This is a genomic window from Bacillus sp. FSL M8-0077 (assembly GCF_038050255.1).
GTDB lineage: Bacteria > Bacillota > Bacilli > Bacillales > Bacillaceae > Bacillus > Bacillus altitudinis.
In genome coordinates this window covers 3,890,130-3,916,817 of record NZ_JBBPAF010000001.1, presented here as the reverse complement: position 1 = coordinate 3,916,817, position 26,688 = coordinate 3,890,130, and the positions used below count along the sequence as shown (strand labels likewise).

Below are 26,688 nucleotides of genomic sequence, written 5' to 3'. Positions count from 1 at the left end.
AACGAGCACGTTTCATATAGAGGAGATGAAAGAATGGCTTTAACAGCTGGTATTGTTGGCTTACCTAACGTCGGGAAGTCAACGCTATTTAATGCAATTACACAGGCTGGAGCGGAGTCTGCTAACTATCCGTTCTGTACCATTGATCCAAACGTCGGAATTGTAGAAGTTCCAGACGAGCGTTTGCAAAAACTGACAGAATTAGTGCAGCCAAAAAAGACAGTTCCGACTGCTTTCGAATTCACTGATATTGCTGGTATTGTGAAAGGTGCATCTAAAGGAGAAGGTTTAGGAAATAAATTCCTTTCTCACATTCGTCAAGTAGATGCGATCTGTCACGTGGTGAGAGCTTTTGCCGATGATAACATTACACACGTGTCAGGTAAGGTTGACCCAGTGTCAGATATTGAAACGATTAATTTAGAGTTGATTTTGGCTGATTTAGAAACGGTTGAAAAGCGTTTGGCTCGTGTGAGTAAGCTTGCAAAACAAAAGGATAAGGAAGCGGTAGCTGAATTTGATATTTTGTCGAAGCTAATGCACGCATTTGAAGCTGGGAAACCGGCAAGATCTGTAGAATTTACGGATGAACAGCAAAAGCTTGTGAAACAGCTTCACTTACTCACATCTAAACCAGTTCTTTATGTAGCAAATGTGAGTGAGGATGAAGTAGCGGATCATGACGGCAACGAATATGTGCAGCAAATTCGTGAGTTTGCTTCTGGTGAAAACGCTGAAGTCATCGTCGTTTGTGCGAAGATCGAGTCTGAAATTGCAGAGCTTGAAGGAGAAGAAAAGCAAATGTTCCTTGAAGAGCTTGGCATTAAAGAATCAGGTCTAGATCAGCTGATTCAAGCATCTTATTCACTTCTTGGCTTAGCTACTTACTTCACAGCAGGTGAGCAGGAAGTACGTGCTTGGACATTTAAAAAGGGAATGAAGGCACCGGAATGTGCTGGAATCATTCATACGGACTTCGAGCGTGGATTTATTCGTGCTGAAACGGTTGCTTATGAAGATTTACTAGCTGGCGGAAGTATGTCTGCTGCAAAAGAAGCAGGTAAAGTTCGTTTAGAAGGTAAAGAATATATAGTGAAAGATGGAGACGTCATTCATTTCCGTTTTAACGTATAGGTTCTTGTCATAGGCCAAGTAATTTGTTATAATATACAATTGTGAGTAATATAATTTATTGCTCCTTGCCCGTTTAGGGCCGCTTAGACCAAAAGGAGGTGCAATCAGATGAGAAAGTACGAAGTTATGTACATCATCCGCCCAACAGTTGACGATGAGGCTAAAAAAGCAGTTATCGAGCGTTTCAATAACGTGTTAACTTCTAACGGTGCGGAGATCACTGGAACAAAGGATTGGGGTAAACGTCGTCTTGCATACGAAATCAACGATTTCCGTGAAGGCTTCTACCAAATCGTAAACGTTCAATCTGACGCTGCAGCAGTTCAAGAATTTGACCGCTTAGCTAAGATCAGTGACGATATCATTCGCCACATTGTTGTTAAAGAAGAAGTATAAATCATTGAAATATATATTTAAAGGTGGTCTTTCAATATGCTAAACCGTGTTGTATTGGTCGGAAGACTAACAAAAGACCCTGAGCTTCGCTACACGCCTAATGGTGCGGCTGTAGCTACGTTTACTCTAGCTGTGAATCGTACGTTTACGAATCAATCTGGAGAGCGTGAAGCCGATTTCATTAACTGTGTTACTTGGAGAAGACAAGCCGAGAACGTGGCTAATTTCTTGAAAAAAGGAAGTCTTGCCGGTGTAGACGGTCGTTTGCAGACAAGAAACTATGAAAATCAGCAAGGACAGCGTGTCTTCGTGACAGAGGTTCAAGCTGAAAGTGTTCAATTTCTTGAGCCTAAAAGCGGCGGTGCTGGTTCAGGTGGATACAGCGGCGGTGGCAATAGCGGAGGCCAGTATTATGGCGGCAGCCAAAATGATCAGAATCCATTTGGAAATGAACCAAGTCAAAATCCATATGGCAATCAAAACAACCAAAATCGCAATCAGGGAAATAGCTTCAATGATGACCCATTTGCGAATGATGGTAAACCGATTGACATCTCCGATGATGATTTGCCATTCTAATTGATCTGAAAAAAAATGACCAAAGGAAAGGTGTGAAAACAAATGGCAGGTGGACGCAGAGGCGGTCGTGCGAAACGTCGTAAAGTATGTTTCTTTACTTCTAACGGAATCACGCACATCGATTACAAAGATGTTGATCTTCTTAGAAAGTTTGTTTCTGAGCGTGGTAAAATTTTACCTCGTCGTGTAACAGGAACTAGCGCTAAGTATCAACGTAAATTGACATTAGCGATTAAAAAATCACGTCAAATGGCATTACTTCCATACGTTACTGGTGAGTAAGTCGTTGACTTAAAAGCGAAGGGCCTTGAGCTCTTCGCTTTTTTTATTAAATAAAATAGATATTAAAAGTTTAAACTGCTCAAGTGAAAATATATTAATTATGTTTCCCATATTAGCATTTTTGTTTTATATTTAGGGTTTTCTATATTTTTTTTATATCTGTTGAGGAAAGATTGATTTAGATTTGCTGGGATATAACCTAGCCGTATCTTCAGTATATTTTCAATTACATACATTTTTTTGGTGGATAGTTTAAATTGTTCATCTTCCTCCTTCTGTGTATTTTTGCGAGTATTAGGCTCAAAAAAGAAAGCTCTTGTTTTTCTAGCTTCTTTTAGAAGAAGTATCAGTTCCCATGTTGAAAATGTCATCAATTCTGGAGTTGTCATATTAAGATAGGCAGAATTGATTTCTCTATTTATTATTTGGATTCTTTCTCCGTCTTTTTGAATCTGTTCTAGTGGTAAATTCATATCGCAAAAATCACAAAAAAAGAAATCTGTTTCTATATTTAGTTTTGTGCCACAGTATGGGCAAGTATTAGTCATTGTTTCTCCCCCAAGAAATATCTTTTATAAGAATTTTACCAGTAAATATTAAAAAGGAATACACATTAAATGGGTCATTATTAACAAAACACCAGAGAAATGAATTACGAAGTCAATGTGAAGGGGAAAGATGCATTTCAAGTAGCCGAAGCCTATTTGAAAAAGAAAAAATTGCTTCAATAATCAAGGGGAAGCAGGTCTGCTATATACAAAGCGGCCTGCTTTTGAAAAGAAAAAAACAAAAATCATTGACATCTATTTCAAAAAAGAATATCCTTAATTCGAGATAAATATATTTTTTAGTCATATATCTCGAATTCGAGATAATATAAAAGCGTCAGTCAAGACATAATGAGTAGAGACATGTTACGTCATGAAGAGGAGGTCATTAGAAGTGAAGAAAACAGAAGGAATTCACCATATCACAGCAATTGTTGGTCATCCTCAGGAGAACGTTGATTTTTATGCAGGTGTTTTAGGTCTTCGTCTCGTGAAAAAGACCGTCAATTTTGATGATCCAGGCACATACCATTTATATTTTGGAAATGAAGGAGGTTCTCCAGGTACCATTATTACGTTTTTCCCTTGGCCAGGTGCACAAAAGGGACAAATTGGAGCAGGTCAAGTAGGTGTGACAACATATGTCGTACCGACCGGTGCTTTCTCTTTTTGGAAGGAACGCCTTGAGCAGTTTGGTGTTTCTTATGAAATGATTGAACGCTTTGGAGAGGAATTTCTCTCATTTGAAGATCCGCACGGTTTATTGATAGAACTTGTAGAGCGTGAAGAAGGAAAACAGAATGACTGGACATTTAATGGGGTAACACCAGAAGTAGCGATTAAAGGGTTTGGCGGAGCTGTTTTATTAACTTCACAGCCTGAGCAAACGATGCAGCTGCTAGAGCAAACGATGGGACTTGAAAAAGTCGGCACGGAAGGAGATTATGTGAGATTCCGTTCGTTTGGAGAAATCGGCAATGTCATTGATGTGAACAAGACACCTGTTGCACGAGGACGTATGGGCGTGGGTGTTGTACATCATATTGCGTGGAGAGCAACAGATGATCAGGATCAATTAGATTGGCAAAGACATGTTGCGCAAAGCGGATATCAAGTGACGCCTGTGCAAGATCGAAATTATTTCAATGCCATTTATTTTAGAGAGCTTGGCGGCATATTATTTGAGATTGCGACCGATCCTCCAGGGTTTGCACACGATGAATCTGTGGAAACGATGGGTGAAGCGTTGAAACTGCCGCCGCAATATGAGGCGCAGCGTAGTCAAATTGAACAAATCGTGCTGCCGATTGAGGTAAGAGAAATCAAAGGGAAAGGAGATTCATGATGAAGCATCTTTTTCAAAAAGGAAAGAATGAACAAAAACCTGTCCTTCTCATGCTGCATGGAACTGGCGGGACAGAGCAAGACTTATTGCCGCTTGCAGAAGTGGTAGACCCTGAAGCATCTGTTCTTAGTGTGAGAGGAAATGTATCAGAAAACGGCATGCCGCGTTTTTTCAGGCGTTTGGCAGAGGGTGTTTTTGATGAGCAAGATTTAATTGATCGTACAGAGGAATTATATACATTTATCGGGGAAGCAGCAGATAAGTATGGATTTGATCGTCACAATGTTGTAGCCATCGGCTATTCAAACGGGGCGAATATTGCTGGAAGTCTGTTATTCCATTACGGAGATGCGCTGAAAGGAGCGATCCTGCATCATCCAATGGTCCCAAGACGAGGGGTTTCATTACCTTCATTAGCGGGGAAACAAGTCTTTATAGCAGCTGGTGAAAATGATCCAATGTGCCGTCCTGAGGAATCTCAGGAACTGGAGCAACTGCTTCAGGAGGCGGGAGCATCCGTAACGCTTCATTGGGAAAATCGTGGACATCAGCTAACGAGAGAAGAAGTCGATGCTGCGGCATTGTGGTATCGTCGTCAATTTAAATAAGGTGGGGAATACAGGTGGGATTTTTACAGAAGCTTTTTGGGCAAACCAAACAAAAGGAGATGGAACAAGTGGAAAACGTAAAACTAGCGATTATTTATTATAGTTCAACAGGTACAAACTATCAGATGGCAAAATGGGCTGAGGCTGGAGCGAAAGAAGCTGGTGCTGAAGTCAAAATTTTAAAGGTTCCTGAATTGGCACCAGAAGCAGTTGTTGCATCAAATCCAGCATGGAAAGCACATTTAGATGAAACAAAAGATGTCCCTGAGGTTCAGTTAAGTGACTTAGAGTGGGCAGATGCCATTATTTTCAGCATGCCGACACGTTTCGGTAACTTACCGGCTCAAATGAAGCAATTCTTAGACACAACAGGCGGTTTATGGTTCCAAGGGAAACTAGCAAACAAAGCAGTGAGTGCGATGACATCTGCACAAAACCCAAATGGCGGACAGGAGCAGACAGTTCTGAGCCTTTATACAACGATGTTCCACTGGGGAGCCATTATTGCCGCTCCTGGATACACGGATGATTCTCTATACGGCGCAGGGGGTAACCCTTACGGTGTGAGTGTCACTGTTGACCAAAATGGTAAGATCCAAGAGGATGCAGAAGCAGCCGCAAAACATCAGGCGAAACGTACAGTGAATGTAGCAGAATGGATCAAAAAAGGTCAAAACGCTTAATAGATGTATACAAAAAGAATGCAGCCACTCCGCTGCATTCTTTTTTCATTAATAAGGATCTGAAGGTGTGCTGTTGTTGATCGCATCGTTGACAGCCTGTGCCGCACCTGTTGATCCAATGGGTCCGCTTGGCTCCTCTCGTTTGAAGGCTTTTAAGCCATCGGCCACACGTTTTCCGTAGTCAGGATCAGCTTTTGTGAAGTTTTCGATCATTTGGTCTTGGATGTCTTTTTGGCAGGTAGCTAAGGTGTTGACTAAGTTTTTAATCAGTTCCTCACGTTCCCAATCATTGAAGCGACGATAGGTTTCTCCGGCTTGTCCGAAATTGTTCGGGCGGTCAATGGCTTCTCGTTTGACTTCACCCTCTACAAAAGGCGTATGATCCTTTCCATCTTGCTGTGCTTCTTTTAATCCCCCGAGAATGGACGGTTCATAATTCACATGGGGGTTTTGTCCTTTTCCTTGATCCACATGATATTCCATTTGCCCATCTCGCTGATTGGTGGCAACATGCTTTTTCGGTGCATTGATCGGCAGCTGTAAATAATTTGGCCCGACTCGATATCTCTGCGTATCAGAGTAAGAGAAGGTACGCCCTTGCAGCAATTTATCATCTGAGAAATCTAATCCGTCTACAAGAACCCCCGTCCCAAAGGCAACCTGTTCCACTTCTGCAAAATAATTTTCTGGATTTTTGTTTAGCACCATTCGTCCGATCGGTTTCCATGGATAGTTATCCTTGTACCAGAGCTTTGTCGGATCGAGTGGATCAAAGTCTAGATGGGGGTGGGTGTCATCTTCCATGATTTGCGCGTATACTTCCCATTCAGGATGATCTCCTTGTTCAATGGCTTCATATAAATCCTGTGTGGCATGATTAAAGTTTTCCCCTTGAATGGCTTGGGCTTGTTCTTGTGTCAGGTTGCGAATTCCTTGCTTTGGTTCAAAGTGATATTTGACCAGCACTGCTTTTCCTTCATGATTCACCCATTTATAGGCATGGACGCCAGAGCCTTGCATGTGCCGGTATGTGGCAGGAATGCCCCATGGCGAGAAGAGAAATGTCACCATATGTGTTGCTTCAGGTGATTGTGAAACGAAATCAAAAATGCGCTCACCATCCTGACGATTGGTGACAGGGTCAGGCTTAAAGGCATGAACCAAATCAGGAAATTTCAAAGCATCTCGAATAAAGAAAATTTTGAGGTTGTTCCCAACGAGATCCCAGTTGCCGTCTTCTGTATAAAATTTAATCGCAAATCCCCGAGGATCGCGTAAAGTTTCTGGTGAATGTCCGCCGTGAATAACAGAAGAGAATCGAACGAAGACAGGGGTCTTTTTTCCTTTCTCTTGAAATAATTTGGCTCTAGTATAAGTGGAAATGGGTTCGTCACCGAATGTACCGTGGGCTTCAAAGTATCCGTGTGCGCCAGCACCTCGTGCGTGAACGACACGTTCAGGGATGCGTTCACGATCAAAATGACTGATTTTCTCTAGGAAATCGTAGTTTTCAAGCGTAGTCGGTCCTCTATTCCCAACGGTTCTCATGTTTTGATTATCTGTTACCGGGTGACCTTGTCGATTCGTCAAGGTTTCTTCTGACTCTGAAGATGATGTAGGCTGTTGATCTTCTTTCAAGGTATAATCCCTCCTTCAATATCTCCCTAACAATATGGTCATGTTGCTCCCTATTTCATACAAGGATTGATATAATGAGTGAAAACTTTTATGAGGAGCGGACCTAATGATTCGATTACACTGCCTTCACGCACATCCATCTAATATTTCTTACATTGACGACGCTTTCTATGACACAGGATTTGATCTGCATCACATCGTCGATTCATCGTTTATGGAACGAGCCAAACAAGATCCCGCATTTGATCTTGAGCAGCAGCAAACCTATGCCATCAACAGACTCATGCAAGAAGGAGAAGCTGATCTTATTCTATTAACGTGTACACAATACATTGCGGCTTTGGGGGAGCAACAGCACCTTTTCAAACAACCAATTGTTCCGATAGATGAGCCGTTATTTGAGCAGATTTGTGAGCGAGAGGGTCCGCTTCAGCTTGTGTTTTCAAACCCAGATACAGTAGAAGGAACGATGAAGCGACTGTCTTCATATGCAAAAGAGAGGGGAAAGCAGTTGAAGGCAGAAGTAGTTGTGCTAGAGGATGTCTTTCATCTTTGCTTGAACGGTGAGATGCAAGCCTACCATGAGCGAATCATGGAACAGTTAAGGCAATCTGTGAAGCAGCAGCATGGAGATATTTGTGTGATGCAGCTCTCGATGGTTCACGCTGCAAAGCAGGTGGAGCAGGAAACAGGAGTGTCCATCATTCATCCGCTTTCACCACTTAAACCATTTGTTTATCAAAAAATAACGGCTTTAAAAGAGTGAACCCCCGTCAGGTTCGCTCTTTTTGTATAGAAACGTAAATGGGATGACATGTTAAAAAATAATCGAGCGCAAACTATTTTTAACAGGTGCGCGTCTATCCAATGTAAGAAATAACAGATGCGCATTTAAGATAAAGGAGCTCTTTGTAAAATGAAGAAACGAAAGATTGATGATCAATTTGCGGATTACGTAATGGAGCATAAACACAGTTTTTATCGATTGTCCTATAGCTATGTCAAAAACCCAGAAGATGCGATGGATGTCGTTCAAGAGGCGATTCATAAAGCACTCAAATCTGTTCACCGATTAGAGGATGCGACTAAGATGCATAGCTGGTTTTATAAAATCGTCGTAAACGCTGCCCTCGACTTTTTACGAAAGAAGAAGCGTGTGCAAGTGACAGACGATGACACGCTGGAATTTTTATCACAGGGTGAATCGGATGTCTATGAGGATCAAGATGTCAGACGGGCGATAGAAGATTTGCCGGAGATGTATCGGGTCATCATTATATTAAGATTCTTTGAGGATTTAAAGCTAGAGGACATTGCTCATATTCTTGGAGAAAATGAAAACACCATTAAAACAAGATTATATAAGGCGTTGCGGCTTTTAAAAGTAGAATTATCGCAGGAGGAAATATAAATGGATAAGCATTTGGAACAGTTAAAAGAGGAATATTTAGAAATCCCTATTCCCCCGGAATACGATGCTATGGTTGAACGGACATTAAAACGAAAAAACAAGAAACCTCATTTTCAGAAATGGACGATCGGACTTGTTGCTGCGGCTGCTTTATTTGTCACCACTGTAAATGTCAGTCCGCAGGCAGCAAGAGCGATTTCAGAAGTACCCGTCATTGGAGAGCTTGTGAAAGTCGTGACGTTCACAGAATTTAAAAAGAGCGATCAGGGAACAAATATTGATCTCAAAACACCACACGTTTCAGGGCTTGGGGACGGAAAATTACAAGACAGCCTGAATCAAAAATATTTAGCTGAAAACAAAAAGCTGTATCAAGATTTTGAAAAGGAAACAAAGGGTTATAAAAATGGTCATTTGAGTGTAGAGAGCGGATATGAAGTAAGAACAAATAATGATCAAATTCTTTCACTAGGTCGATACAAGGTGACAACTCAGGCTTCTGCGGCAGAGGAAATGACATATGATACGGTGGATAAGAAAAACCATGTACTCATTACATTACCAAGTCTGTTTAAAGATGACCGTTATATTGATGTGATTAGTGAAAATATTAAAGAACAAATGAAGAAACAGATGAAAGAGGATTCAAATAAGATTTACTGGATGACGAAGCAAGATACGGTTGACCCGTTTAAGAAGATTCAGCCAGATCAAAGCTTCTATATCAATTCAAAAGGCAAACTGGTGATTTCCTTCAACGAATATGATGTGGCGCCTGGTTACATGGGTGTAGTTGAATTCACGATTCCAACAAGTGTGCTAAAGGATATTCTTGTCAGCGATATGTACATTCATTAAAAGAGAAAAAAGAGACTGCTGAATGGTCAGCAGTCTTTTTGTGTTGATTAAGAAAGCGCGTCTGTTAGTGCAGGCACGACTTGTTTCTTTCTTGATACAACACCTTTGAGTAAAGCAGTGTTGTTTTCAAGTGTGACATTAAATGCTTTTTCTACTTTTGCTGCTTCAGCACCAAGTGCAAGCGCAAGAGAGTCATTTTCTAGAATGTCTGTGATCACTAAAACGAATAGATCAAGACCTTTCGCTGCGATGACTTCATTGATTTTTGCTTCGATGTCAGCTTGTCTTGCTGTTACTTCAGCGATATCAACTGTATTAACTTGTGCAATTTCGACTTTGCTGTTACCTAGTGCAAATTCTTTTGCATCCAGTGTGATTAATTCTTGAACTGTTTTTTGGCTTAGGTCAGCTCCTGCTTTCAGCATATCTAAACCATATACTTCAGGGTCTACTCCTGCGATTTTTGCCAGCTCATGGGCAGCATCAACATCCTGCTGTGTGCATGTTGGGGATTTGAATAGCAAGGAATCAGAAATGATCGCAGACAAAAGCAAACCAGCGATTTCTTTTTCAATTGTGACTTGGTGCTCTTTGTACATTTTGTTTAAGATCGTTGCTGTGCAGCCAACTGGCTCAGCACGATAGTAAAGAGGTTCACTTGTTTCAAAGTTGGCAATACGGTGATGGTCAATGACCTCTGTCACTTGTACTTGATCAATATCGCTTACACTTTGTTGGAATTCGTTATGATCGACAAGAATGACTTGTTTTGTTTCGTTTGCAGCCGTTTCAATGAAACGAGGTGCTTCTTGTTTAAAGAAATCTAATGCGTATTGTGTTTCTCCATTGATTTCTCCAAGTCTGACAGCTTCTGCTTGAACGCCAATTTTGTTTTTCAGATCAGCGTAAGCGATAGCAGAGCAAATCGTGTCTGTGTCAGGGTTTTTGTGTCCGAATACGAGTGTTTTTCCCATGTGAATTCTCCTTCTTACTTTTATTGATGATGTTTCTATTCTAACAGCTTTTGACCTTGAATTCAGGGTTTATAGCTAAGAATAATCTAAAAAATTGTAACATGCTGTCTGAAAAGTTGCATGTACAAGACGATCTAAGTTGTTCCACGTGAAACGCTCTTGGGATAGCCTGCATTTTACTTGCGATTTGCGGCTATGGTAAAATAAAGGTTGGGTCAAGATATGACGGAGCGTACATCGTACGTATACATAGAAGTACACATTGAGCAAGATATAGAAAAATGATTGGATTGAGGTGAAGGTGTGAAACAAACAAAAGCGTTAGTAGAAGGCGCTATCATGATCAGTATTTTTGCGGTGATGACGCTGTTTTATTTGTATGTGCCACTTTTATCCATTATTTTCTTCATGGCTGCTCCAATTCCGATCATTCTCTATACAATCAGGCATGGCTTGAAAAAAGGAATTGCGGCTGGCGCTATTGGCATAGTGATCAGCTTTTTAATTGGGTCTATTAATGGGCTGTTAAGTGCGCCAATGCTGATTGCTGTTGGAATAGGTATGGGCGTTTTCTACAGCAGGAGGCAGCCAGGTCAGGCTATCATTATGGGTGCGCTGATCTACTTATTCAGTTTTCTGATTTACTTTGTTGTCAGTGTCCAGCTGTTTCAAGTAGATATACTGGGTGTCGCAAAGGAATCAATTGACCAAATCATGCCGATGGTAAAGAGTACCTTAAAACAATCTGGCGCTTCTGATCAGGACATAGCAAAACAACTCAAGCAGTTTAGAGAGATGCAGGATACGGGATTAAATTCTTTACCTGTAGCGCTTTTGATTTTTGTCACGCTGATGTCTTTCGTCAATCATTGGTTTGTTCGGCCGTTGATCAAACGATTTGTTCCAGACATGCCAGCTCTGAAGAAATTTAAGGATATGCGCCTGCCAAAAAGCATGGTATGGTATTATTTACTCACACTGCTTTTGATGCTGATTCAGCCGGAGAAAGGCAGCTTTTTATCGCTCGTGCAAACGAGTGCTTTTCAAATTTTATTTATACTGGTGCTTATTCAGGGCTTTTCTTTTATCTTCTATTATTGCCACGAAAAAAACATCTCAAAAGTGGTACCCATTTTTGCCGTCGTATTGACGATTCTCTTTCCGCCAATCGGTGTAATTGTGCGTATTATAGGGATTGCTGACATAGGCTTTGATTTAAGAGAAAAAGTAAAAACAAATAATTCACTCTGAATGTTGAGGAGTTGATATCAGTGCCAAGCTTCTATCGAAAACCTGTCATCAAGTATCCGATCTTCGCGTTAATTGTCCTTGCGGTGATCACAGTCCTCCTCAACCTTTATTTTAATTGGATCATAGGAGCGGTTGGTCTTTTAGTCCTTGCAGGTGTGCTCTACTTCTTAAAGTGGGCAGATACGCAGGTGCAAAAAGAGATTGATTCATATATTTCAACATTATCCTATCGAGTCAAAAAGGTTGGAGAAGAAGCATTAATGGAGATGCCAATTGGTATTATGCTGTTTAATGATCAGTATTATATCGAATGGACCAATCCGTTTCTCGCTTCGTGCTTCCATGAAAGCACACTTGTCGGCAGATCCTTGTATGATACATTTGAATCCATTGTGCCTCTTATTAAACAAGAGGTTGAGACAGAAAATGTGACGCTGAATGACCGGAAATTCAAAGTCATTATTAAACGGTCAGAGCGCCTTTTATATTTCTTTGATGTCACGGAACAAGTGCAGATTGAAAGACAGTATGAAAATGAACGAACGGTGTTATCTTATATCTTTTTAGACAATTATGATGATGTCACACAAGGTCTCGATGATCAGGTGCGCAGCGCGATTAATAGTGAAGTCACATCGCTGTTAAACAATTGGGCACAAGAGTACGGCATTTTCTTAAAAAGAATTTCATCTGAACGATTTATGGCAGTATTAAACGAGAGCATCCTAGCAGAGCTGGAAGCGTCGAAGTTCTCTATTTTAGACGAGGTCCGTGAGAAAACAGGGGCGCATAGCGCAACGCTTACCCTTAGTATTGGAATCGGTGCGTCTGTTCCTTCTTTAAAAGAACTTGGCGCACTTGCGCAGTCGAGTCTTGACCTTGCCCTCGGACGAGGCGGGGATCAGGTAGCGATTAAACAGCCGAATGGGAAAGTGAAATTCTACGGTGGAAAAACCAATCCAATGGAAAAACGGACACGAGTACGCGCACGGGTCATTTCACATGCTTTAAAAGAAATTGTATCTGAAAGCGGTAATGTCATGATCATGGGGCATAAGTTCCCCGACATGGACTCTATCGGTGCCTCGATCGGGATTTTAAAGGTTGCTCAGGCGAATGGAAAAGAAGGTTACATCGTCATTGATGCCAACCAGATTGGGGACAGCGTTCAACGCTTAATTAGTGAAATTAAGAATTATGAAGAACTTTGGTCCCGTTTTATCACGCCTGAGGAAGCGATGGAGCTTGCAAAGGATGACACATTGCTTGTGGTCGTAGATACACATAAACCGTCCCTTGTGATGGAAGAACGACTGCTAAATAAGATCGAAAACGTCGTTGTCATTGACCACCATAGACGTGGTGAGGAATTTATCCGTGATCCTTTACTTGTCTATATGGAGCCGTATGCTTCATCTACAGCAGAACTTGTGACAGAGCTGTTAGAGTATCAGCCGAAGAAATTGCGGATTAACATGATTGAAGCCACAGCACTTCTTGCTGGGATCATCGTGGATACGAAGAGTTTCTCCCTCAGAACGGGGTCAAGAACGTTCGATGCAGCATCCTACCTTCGTGCAAAAGGGGCAGATCCTGTCCTTGTGCAAAAGTTTTTGAAAGAGACAGTCGATCATTACATCAAACGGGCAAAGCTCATTCAGCATACAGAGCTGTATCAAAATCAGGTAGCGATTGCTTCCTTGCCGTCTGACAGATCTGAGTATTATGATCAAATTACGATTGCACAGACGGCTGATTCTCTCTTGTCGATGAGTGAGGTTGAAGCATCATTTGCTGTCGCAAGGCGAGATGACGATACTGTCTGTATTAGTGCAAGATCGTTAGGGGATATCAACGTTCAAATCATTATGGAAGCATTAGATGGCGGCGGTCATTTGACTAACGCTGCGACCCAGATTTATGGTATAACCATTGAAGAAGCGGTAGAGAAGTTAAAGGCTGCCATAGACGAATATTTCGAAGGAGGGGTTCAAAGATGAAAGTCATCTTTCTAAAAGACGTAAAAGGCAAAGGGAAAAAAGGCGAAGTCAAAAATGTAGCTGACGGATACGCTCACAACTTTCTCATCAAACAAGGGTTAGCTGTTGAAGCAACTCCAACGAACCTAAGTGCATTGGAAGGGCAGAAAAACAAAGAGAAAAAGAATGCCATCCAAGAGCTTGAACAAGCGAAACAATTAAAAGAAACACTTGAGGCGCTGACAGTGGAACTCACTGCTAAATCAGGTGAAGGTGGTCGTCTATTTGGATCGATCACAAGCAAACAAATCGCTGATAAATTGCAGAAAGATCATCAAATCAAACTCGATAAGCGTAAAATCGAGTTGAATGATGCCATCCGTGCGTTAGGATACACAAATGTACCTGTGAAGCTTCACCCAGAAGTACAAGCAACATTAAAGGTGCACGTCACAGAACAAGCATAAAACAGAAAAGAACCCGTCTCACGAGGAGGCGGGTTCTTTGTTTATGATGGATCTGAAATATAGACGCTTCGCCCAGCACGCATACCGGATATAAACATGAAAAATAGGACGATGATAAAGATGATAATGGCTGGTGTCCATGTATGTGTGACATCAAAAAGGATACCAATCATGAATGGACCAACAGCGGCTAATAAATAACCGAGTGACTGCGCCATTCCAGAGAGGGCAGCTGCTTGTTCCATATTGGTTGTTCTTAATCCGATAAATGTGAGGGCAAGACTGATACTGGCCCCTTGTCCGACGCCGATGAATAGCACAGAGATGACAAGAATAGGCGTCGACCCTCCGAGGAGGAGTCCAATCATGCCGAGTAAATACACAAGGACAAGACCGACGACAAGCGGTCTTTGCGTTTTTAATTTTTCTGCAAAAACGGGCGTTAAGAAGGTGGATGGCAGACCAGTGAACTGCATAATAGACAGCATCCATCCCGCTGTCGCTAGGTTCATTCCATGTGATGTCAAAATATCAGGAAACCATGCGATACTGCTGTAGAAAAGAAATGATTGCAAGCCCATAAAAAAGGTCACCTGCCATGCGACACGTGAACGCCATATTGGCTGCTCTTTGAGCGAAATGCTTTTGACAGCCGCTGTGTTCTGATGAAGAAGCTGCGGCGCCCACACCATCATCGCAAGAAGGGCAAGTCCGGCCCAGACAAGAAATGACGTATTCCAGCCGCCAGGCATCGCATGACTGAGCGGAACACTGACACCAGATGCAAGTGCAGCAAAAACGGACATCGATGTCGTATACACGCTTGTCATTAATCCAGCATGTGCAGGGAATTTATGCTTCACAAGTCCAGGTAAAAGCACATTACAAATCGCAATCCCGACGCCGACTAGCGCCGTTCCCATCATTAAAAAGGTGATGCTGCCAAATGAACGAATGACAATCCCAAAGAGCAGGACAGCAAGCCCAAGCCAAAGTGTTCGTTCATTCCCAAGGCGCTTTCCGATTTTAGGTGCAATGGGAGATAGCAATGCGAATGAGAGCAGTGGTAATGTCGTGAGGAAACCAGCAAGTCCATTTGAAAGCTGTAAATCAGAACGAATGGCACCGATCACAGGACCAACAGACGTAATGGCTGGCCTCAGGTTAAAGGCAATGAGTAAAATCCCAGCAATCAGCAAAATGGTTTGCCCTGTACTGCGAGGATGTAATGTTGATTTTTCTAGTTGTTGTTCCATGAATGTAAACTCCTTTATTTCTTTAAGAACGATCTTTCTTCTGTTCAAGCTCCGCTAATTTAGCTAATAAGATGTGCTGCGGCATATGCATGATTTGCTCTAACGGTACATTGAGTGATGCAGCAAGCTTTTGTGCGGTATCGGCTGAGATTTGTAAAGGTCTCATGCGCAAATCCCTCCTCTTTCAATCTATACGTTCCAATATACCATATCGACTTTGTGACTTGCTGATAAAAAATTTGGGTTTTCTTTTATAAAACCACTTGATGGCCGATAAGAAATTTTTTTGAAATTGTTTCAGATGGTGGCCCTCTCCTTGTTCAATGTGAAAGTGAAGCTTTCGTTCCTGCATCCCTTTCTGTAATAAAAGATCATGGAGTTGTTTGTTGAATAAAGGCATGTGCTGTTGGGCAGATGTTTTGCCTTTCCCTTCTTCACTGCCTACAGACAAATAGACAAGGTGGTCCACAGACTGAATGTTTTGTTGTTTAGCAAACGGTAGAAAATCTTGATACCAAAATGACCCAGAGATAGATGCGATATGTTGAAAAAGGGTAGGGTGCATCAATAGGGTATAAATAACAAATAGTCCACCTAATGAAGCACCTACGTGGCTATGTTCATGACCGGTTTGTTTAACTGGGTATTCTCTTTTGATATATGGAAGCAAATCATTTGCTAAAAATGACACATATGTCTGTGCCTCACCTTTAAAGTCAGGGAATCCAGAATGCAGTGATGATGCTTTCCATGGTGTATATTCGTCAAGTCGATTGAAGGGGTGTATACCGACGATGATGATTGGCGAGATGGTTTTGGCTTCAATCATGCTTTCGATCTCTAGCAGGTGGGTTCTAAACAAAGAAGAGCCATCTTGTACAAAGACAGCTGGAACATCAATAGAGGTGTCCGGTGGAAGGTAAATATCAAGCTGCCGCCCGTTCAATTCGTCATATAGAAACGTTCCGTTCATGTGTATTCTCTCCTTCAAGTTTTCAAGCTCCGCTGAAAAGAAGAACAAAGGACTAAAATGTTTAGCCCTTTGTCAAGATGCGCATCTTTTTAGTTGGTTTGATCTAGCCATTTGACAGCCTGATCAAGGAAGGTGGTTTTGCTTAGTGCTGTTCCTCCCTGAAGCATAGGATCAACGACATTTTCATTGATGTGTCCATTTTTCACAGCTTTTAGGCTGTTCCAAATTTTATTTCCCTCTAAGTCCTTCAATGCATTTGGATTCGATGAGTTTTCCTCTTGGGAGAATTGAACAAAGATATAATCAGGATTGAGTTCACCTAGGCGTTCCAATGAAATCATTGCTTGTGCTTTGGCTTTTTTGATATCACTTGGTGCTGTAAATCCTAAGTCCCCATATAAAGTAGAGTTGAAGTATACGTCTTCAGGGTACACGTACAGGTCGCCCTGTCTAATGCGTAAAATGACAGCTGTTTTGTTGTTGCTTTTGTCTTTCAGGGTTTCTTTCGCTTGTTTGAGATCTTTCTGATAATCAGAAATGATGCTTTTCGCTTCTTCACTTTTTCCAGTCAGTTCACCGAGTAATAAAAGATTGCTTTCCCAGTCGGAAGAGACATGTGATACTGGGATCGTCGTTTGGACTTTATCTAGTTTTTTAATTGTTGCAGGCGGGAACTTGGTTGATCCGAGTATCACGTCTGGTTTTAGTTTTAAGATTTTTTCTAGGTTCGGTTCTGTTTTTTCCCCAATGCCTTCTGTTTTTGCTGTAATGTCTTTAAATAATTCAGGGAAAGTGCCGCCGACAGTAGAAGCACCAATAGGCTCGATACCAAGTAGTTTTGCATCTTCCATCGATTCTAGGCTTCCAGCAATGACGATTCGTTTCACTGGTGTTTTCAGTTTGTACGTTTGATCTAAGTATTTGATGTTTGTTTCTGCTGCTTCAGCTGACTTGCTTTTGGTTGTGTTTGAAGCCGGTTTATTTTCTGCAGCACCACAGGCTGCTGCGATGATCGTCATGATACAAAGGATAAGCAATGCGAACCATTTTTTCATTTGTTTTCTCCTTTAACTGATAATTGTTCTCAATTAAAGATTGTAGTAGTCATTCGTCCTTTTATCCATAGACAATGATCTGTCTAGTGATGGACTTTTTACGGAAAAAAAGATAAAAGGTCCTGAATGACTCGTTGATGACTGGCTGCTGTGTATTCACGCCAAGGGTCAGAAGCGAGTGGATAGACGGCTTGTTGCGTCACAGCCTTGAGATTTTGCCAAGCCTCCTGTTGCTTTAATTTTTGATAAAAAGCAATGGTTTTTGGTTCTTTATGCAACAAGAGGAAGATGGCATCTGGGTCTAGCTGCTGTATAGAGTGAATGCTGATTTTTTTTTCGATGAGCTGGCCATCATTCTGAAAAGCTGGCAGAAGGCCAATGTCATGAAAAATTACTTCTGCCATAGTTCGATTGACAGATAAGTAGAGCTGATCTCGAAAGATACGAAGAGGCAGGACGGTTCTTGGTGAAAGATCAATAACGCATGCCTTTTTCGCTTGATTAACAAGTTTTTCGTAATGAAGGAGCCATTCTTCTGCTTCCCTCGTTTCGTTTAAGAACATAGCTGTTTGTCTGAATTGAGTGCGCCAATCCAATTGTGTGAATGGAACAAAGTGCACAGGACAGATGGTTTTCAACACTTGTTTTTCTTCCTCTGTCACATGATCATTGGCAATGATCAGCTCAGGTTGTGCTTCCATTAATTGCTGTAAATTGGCTTCAGCATGCTCGTTGATACGATGTGCACTCAGATGAATCGGAATTTCTTCTGCATAATGCTCAAAATCATGTGCTGTCCATTTAGGGTGAAGAGGGGCAGCATATGGGATGATATGAATGGGTGTAAGCTGCCCGAGTATGGAATGGCCATAGGCAGCCATTTTCCGCTGGCGGCTTTTCATATAAGCAGAAGGAGTCATTCCCGTTTTTTTCTTAAAGATGCGGCTGAAGTAATAGGGGTCTTGATAGCCGATATCTTGTGCTATGTCTTTGAGTTTTGCATGACCTTTCGCCATGAACTGTTTGGCTCTAGCCAGTCTTTTCTTGGTGATATAATCAGTGACACTCACATCAAAATGCTTTTTAAATAGCTCGCTGTAATGATTGGCGCTGATGCCAGCCATATGAGATAGACTTGTAAGGCTGAGAGGTTCTTCGGAATGTTGATCGATATATTGTTTTGTTTTGAAAAGGGCGTGTGTTGTGTCACAAATGTCTTCTTTATGCAGTGTGAAAAGCTGCAGGATGAGCTGTTGAAAAAGGGTTTGGCTTCTAAAAAAGCTAATGGATTCAGGTTTTTGCCATTCTGCTGTCATGTCGGACAGTAAAGAATGAATTTGTTCAATCGAGCTAATATCGATAAATTGCCATACATTCAGTAAAGAACGGGCATGTTCAGTTGATACTTCTTCTATGTTTTGACCTTGCGGCGTGTACATCTGAAAGCGAAACAGATAGAGCTCGTGTTTTTGATAAGGCTCTGTTTTCAACATAAATGTTTCCCCAGGCATCATCGTATAGAGTGTCAGATGTTTCAATCGCCATCTTTGATCGTTCAATGTAAGTAAACCGCTGCCGCTTATGCTAAAAAGGAGGCAGAAAGTATCTGACAACTGCTGCTCCGTATGTGGAAGATCTGCATTATTTATTTTTTCAGTATATGTTAATCGATAAATGCATTGTTCAGCATTTACCTTTGTACATAATTGATGATTGTTTCCCATAAAACCACCTGATCTCTTATTAATTGATAAATATTCTCAATTGAATTGTATCAGAAAGAGCTGGAAAATGGTGTGTTTATTCTGTCAAAAAAGCACCCTGATGGAGATCAGGGTGCGATGATTTATTCCGTTTTTCCATGTGCTAACGCAGGTTCTTTTGTTAAGCTTAATGGCCGTAAGTCCTGCCAGTGTGTCTGGATATAATCAATGCAGGCATTTCTAGTGTCTTCACCAAAGACCTTTTCCCATCCATCTGGTATTGGTGCAAATGATGGCCAAAGTGAATGTTGTCCTTGTTCATTGACAAGCACAAGAAATACACCGTCTTCACGATCAAAGGGATTTGTCATTTGTCATCTCTCCTTTATTCTTAGTGCTTTTGTTTGACCCGGTGCAGAGCGTTGTCTAAGATGACGCCAATTTCTGCTAGGGGTTTAGGCTGGCACATGTCTTTGTGCCGGCAATGAATGTCGTGCTGTTCAATGGTTCCGTTGATATAAGATGCCCATGCTTCGGGATCTATTGGTGTAAACCAATCTGGAATAATGGTAGATCTAAAGAATAATATGTCCCCATGATAAGTTTTTGGCTGATATTCCCCGAGCAATCGAACTGAATTGACATAGGTTTCTTTTAGATTTCTAATGGCATCCTCACTTAAGCTTGCTAGTGCACTGCCGTCTTTCTTCAAGATGTCGACAGCACTTTTCATCGTGAGCGGTTCACCTGTTAAGGTATCTGGATCATAACCGCCTAGTGCAAGAAGAGCGATTAGTGCTTCTTCTTCATCAGGTGCTGCTTTAATCGGTAAGAAATGGTTCGGATAGGCATCCAGCATCGCAACGAGAGCGATTTCTTCACCTTGCTGCTGGAGTTGAGTAGCCATTGCTTGTACAACGTTTCCGCCAAGTGACCAGCCAAGTAGATGATAAGGGCCTTTTGGCTGAATCGTTTGGATGTGCTTAATATAATCGGCAGCCATATCATCGAGTGTATGCGGATAGTCATCTTTTCTTGCGATTCCTCGTGCCTGTAATCCATAAATAGGGATGTCTTTCTCTAATGTATTCAAGAGGCCTGCATAGCACCAGCTAAGACCACCTGCTGGGTGAACACAGAAGAGAGGGTGTCTTTCTCCATTTGTTCGTAGCGGCAGTAATATTTCTAGTGCGTTTTCATCGCTTCCTGTTTCTAGTTTCTCTGCCAAGCTGGCAACGTTCGGTGCTTCAAACAACGTTCCGATGCTCAGTTTGACACCAAGTGCATCACGAATGCGGCTGATTAAACGAACCGCAAGTAAGGAATGCCCGCCAATGTCAAAAAAGCGATCGTCAATGCTGATTTTTGGCAAATCAAGCACCTCTTCAAAAAGATGACACAGGATTTCCTCTTTCGGGTTTCTTGGGCCGCGGCCATCCGTTTGCTGTATATGCAATTGAGGTGCCGGCAGTGATTTTTGATCAAGCTTCCCGTTTGCTGTAAGCGGCATCGTATCAATCTGTACATAAGCCGCAGGCACCATGTAATCAGGAAGACTGGCTGCCGCAAAATGGCGAAGAGTCTCTGTATCGAAATGGCTTTCTTCAGTTGTTACGATGTATGCGACTAAGCGTTTGTCACCAGGCTGATCCTCTCGCAAAATGACGGCAACTTGTGCAACTGCGTCGTGGCGTGATAGAACGGCTTCGATTTCTCCAAGTTCAATCCTAAACCCGCGTATTTTAATTTGATGATCAGCTCTACCAATGTAATCAAGTGCCCCTTCTTCTGTCCAGCGAGCGAGGTCGCCTGTACGATACATCCTTGTGCCAGGTGCTCCATAAGGATCAGCAGGGAATCGATCTGATGTCAGGTCAGGCCTGCCTAGATAACCTCTAGCCAAACCAGCTCCAGCTACATACATTTCACCTGTTGTCCCAGGTGGAACAGGTTGTAGGTATTCATCTAGTACGTACACGTGTAAATCAGGAATTGGTTCGCCTATTAAACTGCTGGATTTCTTTGCGATCATGTCTCGATTGAGTACATTGTACGTAACGTGAACGGTGGTTTCTGTAATGCCATACATGTTAATTAATTTTGGCTTGCAGTCTGAGTGACGGCTGTACCAATCTTCTAATCTGCTAAGCTCTAATGCTTCACCGCCAAAGATGACATAGCGGAGTGATAATGCTTGACCAAGTGTTTGTTGTTCCTTGTCTATCTGCATGAGCTGATAGAAGGCGGATGGTGTTTGATTAAGCACAGTCACACCTTCATCGACTAGAAGCTGCATCATCTCTTCTGGAGAACGAGAGATGGTATGAGGAACAATGACAAGTCGCCCGCCATATAAAAGGGGTCCCCATATTTCCCAAACTGAAAAGTCAAAGGCATATGAATGGAACATTGTCCAAACATCCTCTTCATCGAAATGGAACCAATGTTCAGTAGATGTCAGAAGACGGATGACATTTTGGTGTGGAATGACCACTCCTTTTGGTTTCCCTGTAGAGCCGGACGTATAAATAATATAGGCCGGATGCAGAGAAGATAGCGGCTCAATTCTGTCTATATCAGCCGGATTGTGATTTGGCGTAGTCAGCAATTGATCAATTGTTTCTTTTTCGTCTAACAAAATCAAATCGCAATCAGCAGGGAGATGTAATGCAGCTGCTTTTGTTGTGATGCTGCAAACTGGTTTGGCATCTTGTATCATGTATGCCAGTCTGTCTGCTGGATAATCAGGATCAAGCGGAACATAGGCTGCGCCTGCTTTATGAACGGCTAATAAACTTATGAGCATATCGATTGATCTAGGCAGGGCAAGTGCAACGAACTGTTCTGGTCCAACGCCTCTTTGTATTAATAAATGAGCAAGACGATTGGCTTTGTTGTTTAACTCTTGATAAGTAAGCTGCCTCTTGCCATCCGTTACAGCCACTCGATCAGGGAATTGCTGCACCGTTTTTTCCAATAAGGCTGGGAGATTAGGTGCTTGGTCTGACTGAGCGAATGTCTGTTTGTCAGGGAGAAATGTTTGTCGTTCTTGATCTGATAAAATGTTCACTTGACCAATCGGCACATGTGGGCGCTCAGCTATCTCTGTTAAAAAGCGCTTCATTCTGTCAGCGATTGCTCGAACGGTACTTTGTTTAAATACATCTGTGCTGAATTCAAACAATCCTGTTAATCCTGCTGCTGATTCAGTTTCAGTTCTTTGTTCTGTCAATTCGATGGTCAGATCAAATTTAGCTGATCCCACTGGTTTCACGTAGAGATCCGAATCAAGTTGTGTCAGCTTCATTTCCGCCTTCGGTGTATTTTGGAAGGCAAGCATGACTTGGAATAATGGATTCCGTGATCTGGAGCGGGTTGGATTTAGGATTTCCACTAGCCGTTCAAATGGCAGATCCTGATGCTCATAGGCTGCTAAGTCAACGTTTCGCACTCGCTTCAATAGCTCACTGAAGGTTGGATTACCAGCTGTATTGGTACGTAATACTAGTGTGTTTACAAACAATCCGACAATATCGTCAAGTGCATCGTCATTCCGTCCAGCAATTGGACTGCCGATTGGGATATCTGTCCCTGCCCCAAGGCGTGTCAGTAATGCTGCAAGTGATGCTTGAAGCACCATGAACAAACTCACTTGATGCTGTTTCGCAAGCTCAAGAAGGTTTTGATGTAAAGCCGGTTCGATCGTAAAGTCTATCGTCGCACCGTTGAAGCTTCCTTCCTGTGGACGTGGGAAGTCATAGGGAAGCTCAAGTTCTTCTGGCAGGTCATGTAAGGCACCTTTCCAATAGCTGAGCTGCTTGGCAAATAGACTATCCGTCTCTTCTTCACTACCCAACAGCTTCTGCTGCCAAATAGCATAGTCAGCATATTGAACAGGTCCCGCTGGCAAGGAGAGGGATTTCCCTTGTATACGGGCTTCATAAGCAGCCGCTAAGTCTCGTGTCAATGGTGCAAGCGACCAGCCGTCACCAGCGATATGATGCAGCAATAGAAGCAGGACAGACCGATTGGCATCAAGCATGAATAATTCAGCTCGCAGTGCAGGTTCTTCTTCAACCTGAAAGCTATAGCGAATGGCTTCATTTAATTGATTCTCAATTTGTTGATCACTCGAAGCTGTGACGTGGAGTTCAGGCTGAACACTTTTTGGGTGTAAAATAACCTGTCTTGGCATGCCATTCTTATTTGGAAAAATGGTTCTAAGGGTTTCATGTTTTTCAGTGATATCTGCCAAAGCACCAGTTAGAGCTTGTTGATCTAGTGTACCTGTCAGCTGAATGACAAGTGGAATATTGTAAGTTGGACTTGGCCCTTCAAGGCAATGAAGGAACCAGAGCCGTTTTTGGGCAAAGGATAACGGTATCTCATCTGGCTTGTTTTCTACCTGAAGCGGCGGCCGAATGTCCTTCGCTTTGTCCAAGTGCTGCGCAAGTTCAGCGACCCGAGGTGATTCAAAAATGGTACTCATGCTTAGGTCTGCTCCAAATGTATCGCGTATACGTCTAAGCAGACGAGCGGCGAGTAAAGAGTGCCCGCCTAAGTCAAAGAAACTATCATCTATGCCAATTTGAGATAGACCAAGGGTTTCTGAAAATAAACTACATAGCATGTCTTCTTGGGGTGTTCTAGGTGTACGCTCGGAACTAACTAAAGACATATTTGGCACCGGCAATGCTTTGCGATCGATTTTGCCGTTTGGTGTAAGTGGCAGTTCCGGCAAAAAGACAACAGCAGAAGGCACCATGTAGTCTGGAAGTAATGCAGCCACAAATTGCCTGAGCTCTGAAGGGTGAAGAGCTGAGTCGTCTGTCAGCACAACATACGCACAAAGCAACTGTTGCCCAGGTTGATCTTCACGAACGATCACAGATGTATGCTTTATAGCTTGATGCTGCATAATCACGGTTTCAATTTCACCCAGTTCAATACGGAAGCCGCGAATTTTAATTTGATGATCGGCACGGCTTATATAATCAATCGAACCATTTTCACGCCATCTGGCTAAATCTCCAGTACGATACATTCTTGTGCCTTTTGTGCCGAACGGATCAGCGACAAATCGTTCTGCCGTTAAGTCGTATCGTCCAAGATATCCTCTTGATACTCCTTCACCTGCAATATAAAGTTCACCGATTGATCCTGCTGGGACTGGGTTTAGTCCTTCATCTAAAATGTAAATGCTCGTATTCCAAATGGGTTTACCAATTGCCGACCCGCTATTCTCTTGATGTGCTGTGACATTTTGCATCGTAGACCAGATCGTCGTTTCTGTAGGTCCGTACAAATTGGTAATGTCGCATTGAAGAGATTGCAGTGTGTGCAAAAGGGAGGCAGGAAGTGCTTCTCCTCCAACAAGAACACGCATACCTGTGATCACGTCAGGGTATTCATCTGCCAATGCATGCCACAACGTTGGTGTTGCCTGCATGATTGTGACCTGATGAGAACGAATCATGTCTGAAAGCTTTGCTGGCTCTTGTATGGTTTCTTTTTTTGCCAATAAAATAGCAGCCCCATGTAAAAGTGGGAGGAACATTTCTAGCCCGGAAATATCAAAGGCTATGGTCGTTACCGCTAAAAGCTGGTCTCCTTGATCTAATAAAAATGAATCTTGCATGGACAATATAAAGTTGATTACATTTCGCTTTGTTACAACAACACCCTTTGGTTTGCCTGTCGATCCTGACGTGTAGAGGATGTAAGTTGGGTGATGTGGAGAGCCCTCGCTCCAAGTCGGATTGTGATGCGGACTGCCTGCAATTTCCTGATGAACAGTTGAATCATCCAATTGAACGATGTGAGGATGGTCCAAACCGTCTGCTGACTCTTTGACTGTGAGCAAGCACGCTGGTTTGGCATCTTCTAGCATATAGGCGACTCGATCGTTAGGGTAATCAGGGTCTAATGGCAGATACGCGGCTCCCGTTTTGACGACGGCTAATAGACTTACGACCATATCGATGGATCGAGGCAGAGCGATTGCGACGAATTGTTCTGGTCCAATGCCACGATTTTTCAAATAATGAGCTAATTGATTTGCTCGCTGATTCAACTCTTCATAGGTCAAAGTGATTCCTTCAAACTGTAATGCTTTTGCTTGCGGCGTTTTGCTCACTTGTTTTTCAAATAGTTCCCGTAATGATTCTTTTGGTAATTCTCGTTTTGTATCATTCCAGTGCTTGAGAATGTTCTCTTTTTCTTCAGACAAAAGAAGGTTGAATTGACTGATTGTCTGATCTTGCTCTAGTCCAGTTATTTCCTCCAGCAATTGAAGAAAACGATGCTGATGAGCGTCAACTGCTTGTTCTTTGTAAACGGCAGGGTTTGCATCAAAGTCGATTTGAAATCCGTTCCCATCCGCGCGGTCGTATATGTTGATTGATAAATCATCTACCGGTCCTGCTGAAAGATTATGTGCTTGACCAATGCTCTGATCGAACGTGAGATCATAATCAAATGGCATGATATTGATCTGTGGGCCGAATAATCGTTGATTTCTGCCGATGAGTTTTAAGTCTCTTCGCATGTCTTCGTGACGATATCGTTGATGAGGACGAATGGCTTTCAGTTCATCAGATACTTGGCGAACAAGTGCTGAGAGCGTCATTTCTGGTTTGCATGTTAAACGAAGCGGTACCAGGTTCATGACCATTCCAGGTGTTTGTAAGGCACACGATCCAAGGCGCATCATCACAGGTAATCCTAAAACAATATCATGTGCACCAGTCATACGATGCACATAGAGTGCGGATGCGGCAAGAATCATTTCATGCCACGTACCACCGAAGGCTTGGGCATTTTTTTTCATTTTGCTTACTTTTTCCGCATCAAAGTTAGCCGTTTTTCGGATAAAGTGATCCGACGTTCTTGGGGCAAGCTCAGCAAGGCTGACAATTTCAGGTTGATCAGCAAAGCGATTTTTCCAAAAAGCTCGATCGTCTTCATATCGATTGGACTGTTGATAAGTGATCTCCTCTTGAACTACATCATGTAAAGCTCCAAATGTTTGAGGAGGTACAGATATCCCTTTCGATAGGGCTGAATAGACCTCAGCAACACGACGTGCCATGAGTGAAAAGGCGAATCCGTCAATGGCAATGTGATGAATGCGCTGATACCAAATAAATCGATCGTCAGCTAGTTGAAAAAGTACTTCACGGAATAATACATCTTTCTCTAAAGATACTGGTGTTGAAAGGTCTGCCTTCATCCATGTTTTAGCCACATCAAGCGGCTGTTTTTCATTTTGTAAATTGATAGATTGAAATGGAATCTCTTTTTTAGACGTAAACCATTGCTTTGGACCGTCAGTATCCTCACCGAAGCGCATATACAAGGAATCTGCTTCTAAGACAGTCTTTCTAATGGCTACTTCAAAGTGTATGGGGTCAATATAACCTTTAATTTCTATATACTCAGCTGTATTGAAAATAGGATTAGATGGATCAAGCTGCTGCGCATACCAAATGCCTGATTGGGCACCGGTTAGTTGGAATGAATCGACTGGCTGGATCGACAAGGGTCTAT

Annotated in this window: 23 protein-coding genes; 13 read left to right on the top strand and 10 right to left on the bottom strand. The window is 42.3% G+C overall.

Annotated features, from left to right (window positions below; all coding sequences use genetic code 11):
• Nucleotides 1–33 precede the first annotated feature (33 nt).
• The 4 genes from ychF to rpsR all read left to right on the top strand — a co-directional run bounded on the left by ychF (nucleotide 34) and on the right by rpsR (nucleotide 2,391).
• Nucleotides 34–1,134: a redox-regulated ATPase YchF gene (gene ychF / locus NST57_RS20200; protein WP_142153485.1), complete on the top strand. Its 1,101-nt coding sequence runs from the start codon at nucleotides 34–36 to the stop codon at nucleotides 1,132–1,134.
• Between the two features lie 108 nt (nucleotides 1,135–1,242).
• Nucleotides 1,243–1,530: a 30S ribosomal protein S6 gene (gene rpsF, locus NST57_RS20195; protein WP_003215073.1), complete on the top strand. Its 288-nt coding sequence runs from the start codon at nucleotides 1,243–1,245 to the stop codon at nucleotides 1,528–1,530.
• A gap of 36 nt (nucleotides 1,531–1,566) precedes the next feature.
• Nucleotides 1,567–2,109, top strand: a complete 543-nt coding sequence (gene ssbA, locus NST57_RS20190; protein WP_007497456.1) for a single-stranded DNA-binding protein SsbA — start codon at nucleotides 1,567–1,569, stop codon at nucleotides 2,107–2,109.
• A 42-nt stretch (nucleotides 2,110–2,151) separates the two neighbouring features.
• Nucleotides 2,152–2,391 carry a 30S ribosomal protein S18 gene (gene rpsR, locus NST57_RS20185; protein WP_008347556.1) on the top strand — a complete coding sequence of 80 codons (240 nt, stop codon included), beginning with the start codon at nucleotides 2,152–2,154 and terminating at the stop codon, nucleotides 2,389–2,391.
• 98 nt (nucleotides 2,392–2,489) lie between these two features.
• Here rpsR and NST57_RS20180 read toward each other — a convergent pair whose 3' ends face one another.
• Entirely contained in the window at nucleotides 2,490–2,939 is a 450-nt protein-coding gene (locus tag NST57_RS20180; protein ID WP_142153483.1) for a hypothetical protein, read from the bottom strand.
• A gap of 373 nt (nucleotides 2,940–3,312) precedes the next feature.
• Here NST57_RS20180 and NST57_RS20175 point away from each other — a divergent pair, with 373 nt between their 5' ends.
• From NST57_RS20175 to wrbA, 3 genes are read left to right on the top strand one after another with little or no spacing between them, the layout of a single operon-like run.
• The gene (locus NST57_RS20175; protein ID WP_445818806.1) at nucleotides 3,313–4,284 is read left to right on the top strand and encodes a ring-cleaving dioxygenase; all 972 of its coding nucleotides are present in this window, start codon (nucleotides 3,313–3,315) and stop codon (nucleotides 4,282–4,284) included.
• A complete protein-coding gene (locus tag NST57_RS20170) occupies nucleotides 4,281–4,892 on the top strand; it encodes an alpha/beta hydrolase (RefSeq protein ID WP_144626542.1) in 612 nt (203 codons plus the stop codon). The genes NST57_RS20175 and NST57_RS20170 overlap by 4 nt, the downstream gene beginning before the upstream one ends.
• Before the next feature lie 59 nt (nucleotides 4,893–4,951).
• The gene (gene wrbA, locus NST57_RS20165; protein WP_045034926.1) at nucleotides 4,952–5,575 is read left to right on the top strand and encodes an NAD(P)H:quinone oxidoreductase; all 624 of its coding nucleotides are present in this window, start codon (nucleotides 4,952–4,954) and stop codon (nucleotides 5,573–5,575) included.
• A 48-nt stretch (nucleotides 5,576–5,623) separates the two neighbouring features.
• Here wrbA and katX read toward each other — a convergent pair whose 3' ends face one another.
• The gene (gene katX / locus NST57_RS20160; protein ID WP_445818832.1) at nucleotides 5,624–7,123 is read right to left on the bottom strand and encodes a catalase KatX; all 1,500 of its coding nucleotides are present in this window, start codon (nucleotides 7,121–7,123) and stop codon (nucleotides 5,624–5,626) included.
• A 196-nt stretch (nucleotides 7,124–7,319) separates the two neighbouring features.
• Here katX and NST57_RS20155 point away from each other — a divergent pair, with 196 nt between their 5' ends.
• The 3 genes from NST57_RS20155 to NST57_RS20145 all read left to right on the top strand — a co-directional run bounded on the left by NST57_RS20155 (nucleotide 7,320) and on the right by NST57_RS20145 (nucleotide 9,482).
• On the top strand, nucleotides 7,320–7,979 hold the full coding sequence (locus tag NST57_RS20155; protein WP_142153472.1) for a hypothetical protein: 660 nt from the start codon (nucleotides 7,320–7,322) through the stop codon (nucleotides 7,977–7,979).
• A 150-nt stretch (nucleotides 7,980–8,129) separates the two neighbouring features.
• Nucleotides 8,130–8,624 carry an RNA polymerase sigma factor gene (locus tag NST57_RS20150; protein WP_007497431.1) on the top strand — a complete coding sequence of 165 codons (495 nt, stop codon included), beginning with the start codon at nucleotides 8,130–8,132 and terminating at the stop codon, nucleotides 8,622–8,624.
• The gene (locus NST57_RS20145; protein ID WP_052320957.1) at nucleotides 8,625–9,482 is read left to right on the top strand and encodes a DUF3298 and DUF4163 domain-containing protein; all 858 of its coding nucleotides are present in this window, start codon (nucleotides 8,625–8,627) and stop codon (nucleotides 9,480–9,482) included.
• Nucleotides 9,483–9,529: 47 nt separating this feature from the next.
• On the opposite strand, the gene NST57_RS20140 is transcribed toward NST57_RS20145, so the two are convergent.
• Complete coding sequence (locus NST57_RS20140) at nucleotides 9,530–10,456, bottom strand: manganese-dependent inorganic pyrophosphatase (RefSeq protein ID WP_142153470.1); 927 nt, start codon at nucleotides 10,454–10,456, stop codon at nucleotides 9,530–9,532.
• A gap of 303 nt (nucleotides 10,457–10,759) precedes the next feature.
• Here NST57_RS20140 and NST57_RS20135 point away from each other — a divergent pair, with 303 nt between their 5' ends.
• From NST57_RS20135 to rplI, 3 genes are read left to right on the top strand one after another with little or no spacing between them, the layout of a single operon-like run.
• Nucleotides 10,760–11,707: a YybS family protein gene (locus NST57_RS20135; RefSeq protein ID WP_341299170.1), complete on the top strand. Its 948-nt coding sequence runs from the start codon at nucleotides 10,760–10,762 to the stop codon at nucleotides 11,705–11,707.
• A gap of 20 nt (nucleotides 11,708–11,727) precedes the next feature.
• On the top strand, nucleotides 11,728–13,707 hold the full coding sequence (locus NST57_RS20130) for a DHH family phosphoesterase (protein WP_017359884.1): 1,980 nt from the start codon (nucleotides 11,728–11,730) through the stop codon (nucleotides 13,705–13,707).
• Complete coding sequence (gene rplI, locus NST57_RS20125) at nucleotides 13,704–14,153, top strand: 50S ribosomal protein L9 (protein ID WP_008359128.1); 450 nt, start codon at nucleotides 13,704–13,706, stop codon at nucleotides 14,151–14,153. The genes NST57_RS20130 and rplI overlap by 4 nt, the downstream gene beginning before the upstream one ends.
• A gap of 41 nt (nucleotides 14,154–14,194) precedes the next feature.
• Here the strand turns inward: rplI and NST57_RS20120 are convergent, their stop codons facing one another.
• The 7 genes from NST57_RS20120 to NST57_RS20090 all read right to left on the bottom strand — a co-directional run bounded on the left by NST57_RS20120 (nucleotide 14,195) and on the right by NST57_RS20090 (nucleotide 26,680).
• Complete coding sequence (locus NST57_RS20120; protein WP_142153466.1) at nucleotides 14,195–15,409, bottom strand: CynX/NimT family MFS transporter; 1,215 nt, start codon at nucleotides 15,407–15,409, stop codon at nucleotides 14,195–14,197.
• Nucleotides 15,410–15,431: 22 nt separating this feature from the next.
• Nucleotides 15,432–15,575, bottom strand: a complete 144-nt coding sequence (locus tag NST57_RS20115) for a YycC family protein (RefSeq protein ID WP_008347524.1) — start codon at nucleotides 15,573–15,575, stop codon at nucleotides 15,432–15,434.
• An 18-nt stretch (nucleotides 15,576–15,593) separates the two neighbouring features.
• Nucleotides 15,594–16,382: an alpha/beta hydrolase gene (locus tag NST57_RS20110; RefSeq protein ID WP_341299169.1), complete on the bottom strand. Its 789-nt coding sequence runs from the start codon at nucleotides 16,380–16,382 to the stop codon at nucleotides 15,594–15,596.
• Nucleotides 16,383–16,471: 89 nt separating this feature from the next.
• Nucleotides 16,472–17,437: an iron-hydroxamate ABC transporter substrate-binding protein gene (locus NST57_RS20105; RefSeq protein WP_052320958.1), complete on the bottom strand. Its 966-nt coding sequence runs from the start codon at nucleotides 17,435–17,437 to the stop codon at nucleotides 16,472–16,474.
• A gap of 98 nt (nucleotides 17,438–17,535) precedes the next feature.
• The gene (locus NST57_RS20100; protein WP_341299168.1) at nucleotides 17,536–19,161 is read right to left on the bottom strand and encodes an ABC transporter substrate-binding protein; all 1,626 of its coding nucleotides are present in this window, start codon (nucleotides 19,159–19,161) and stop codon (nucleotides 17,536–17,538) included.
• Nucleotides 19,162–19,283: 122 nt separating this feature from the next.
• Nucleotides 19,284–19,511 carry an MbtH family protein gene (locus tag NST57_RS20095; RefSeq protein WP_024718451.1) on the bottom strand — a complete coding sequence of 76 codons (228 nt, stop codon included), beginning with the start codon at nucleotides 19,509–19,511 and terminating at the stop codon, nucleotides 19,284–19,286.
• 20 nt (nucleotides 19,512–19,531) lie between these two features.
• Complete coding sequence (locus tag NST57_RS20090; protein WP_341299167.1) at nucleotides 19,532–26,680, bottom strand: amino acid adenylation domain-containing protein; 7,149 nt, start codon at nucleotides 26,678–26,680, stop codon at nucleotides 19,532–19,534.
• Between the last annotated feature and the right edge of the window lie 8 nt (nucleotides 26,681–26,688).

Excerpts from the sequence above, each read along its gene's own strand:
- ychF (WP_142153485.1), top strand. The coding sequence starts at position 34 with ATGGCTTTAACAGCTGGTATTGTTGGCTTACCTAACGTCGGGAAGTCA.
- rpsF (WP_003215073.1), top strand. The coding sequence starts at position 1,243 with ATGAGAAAGTACGAAGTTATGTACATCATCCGCCCAACAGTTGACGAT.
- ssbA (WP_007497456.1), top strand. The coding sequence starts at position 1,567 with ATGCTAAACCGTGTTGTATTGGTCGGAAGACTAACAAAAGACCCTGAG.
- rpsR (WP_008347556.1), top strand. The coding sequence starts at position 2,152 with ATGGCAGGTGGACGCAGAGGCGGTCGTGCGAAACGTCGTAAAGTATGT.
- NST57_RS20180 (WP_142153483.1), bottom strand. The coding sequence starts at position 2,939 with ATGACTAATACTTGCCCATACTGTGGCACAAAACTAAATATAGAAACA.
- NST57_RS20175 (WP_445818806.1), top strand. The coding sequence starts at position 3,313 with ATGAAGAGGAGGTCATTAGAAGTGAAGAAAACAGAAGGAATTCACCAT.
- NST57_RS20170 (WP_144626542.1), top strand. The coding sequence starts at position 4,281 with ATGATGAAGCATCTTTTTCAAAAAGGAAAGAATGAACAAAAACCTGTC.
- wrbA (WP_045034926.1), top strand. The coding sequence starts at position 4,952 with ATGGAACAAGTGGAAAACGTAAAACTAGCGATTATTTATTATAGTTCA.
- katX (WP_445818832.1), bottom strand. The coding sequence starts at position 7,123 with ATGAGAACCGTTGGGAATAGAGGACCGACTACGCTTGAAAACTACGAT.
- NST57_RS20155 (WP_142153472.1), top strand. The coding sequence starts at position 7,320 with ATGATTCGATTACACTGCCTTCACGCACATCCATCTAATATTTCTTAC.
- NST57_RS20150 (WP_007497431.1), top strand. The coding sequence starts at position 8,130 with ATGAAGAAACGAAAGATTGATGATCAATTTGCGGATTACGTAATGGAG.
- NST57_RS20145 (WP_052320957.1), top strand. The coding sequence starts at position 8,625 with ATGGATAAGCATTTGGAACAGTTAAAAGAGGAATATTTAGAAATCCCT.
- NST57_RS20140 (WP_142153470.1), bottom strand. The coding sequence starts at position 10,456 with ATGGGAAAAACACTCGTATTCGGACACAAAAACCCTGACACAGACACG.
- rplI (WP_008359128.1), top strand. The coding sequence starts at position 13,704 with ATGAAAGTCATCTTTCTAAAAGACGTAAAAGGCAAAGGGAAAAAAGGC.
- NST57_RS20120 (WP_142153466.1), bottom strand. The coding sequence starts at position 15,409 with ATGGAACAACAACTAGAAAAATCAACATTACATCCTCGCAGTACAGGG.
- NST57_RS20115 (WP_008347524.1), bottom strand. The coding sequence starts at position 15,575 with ATGAGACCTTTACAAATCTCAGCCGATACCGCACAAAAGCTTGCTGCA.
- NST57_RS20110 (WP_341299169.1), bottom strand. The coding sequence starts at position 16,382 with ATGAACGGAACGTTTCTATATGACGAATTGAACGGGCGGCAGCTTGAT.
- NST57_RS20105 (WP_052320958.1), bottom strand. The coding sequence starts at position 17,437 with ATGAAAAAATGGTTCGCATTGCTTATCCTTTGTATCATGACGATCATC.
- NST57_RS20100 (WP_341299168.1), bottom strand. The coding sequence starts at position 19,161 with ATGGGAAACAATCATCAATTATGTACAAAGGTAAATGCTGAACAATGC.
- NST57_RS20095 (WP_024718451.1), bottom strand. The coding sequence starts at position 19,511 with ATGACAAATCCCTTTGATCGTGAAGACGGTGTATTTCTTGTGCTTGTC.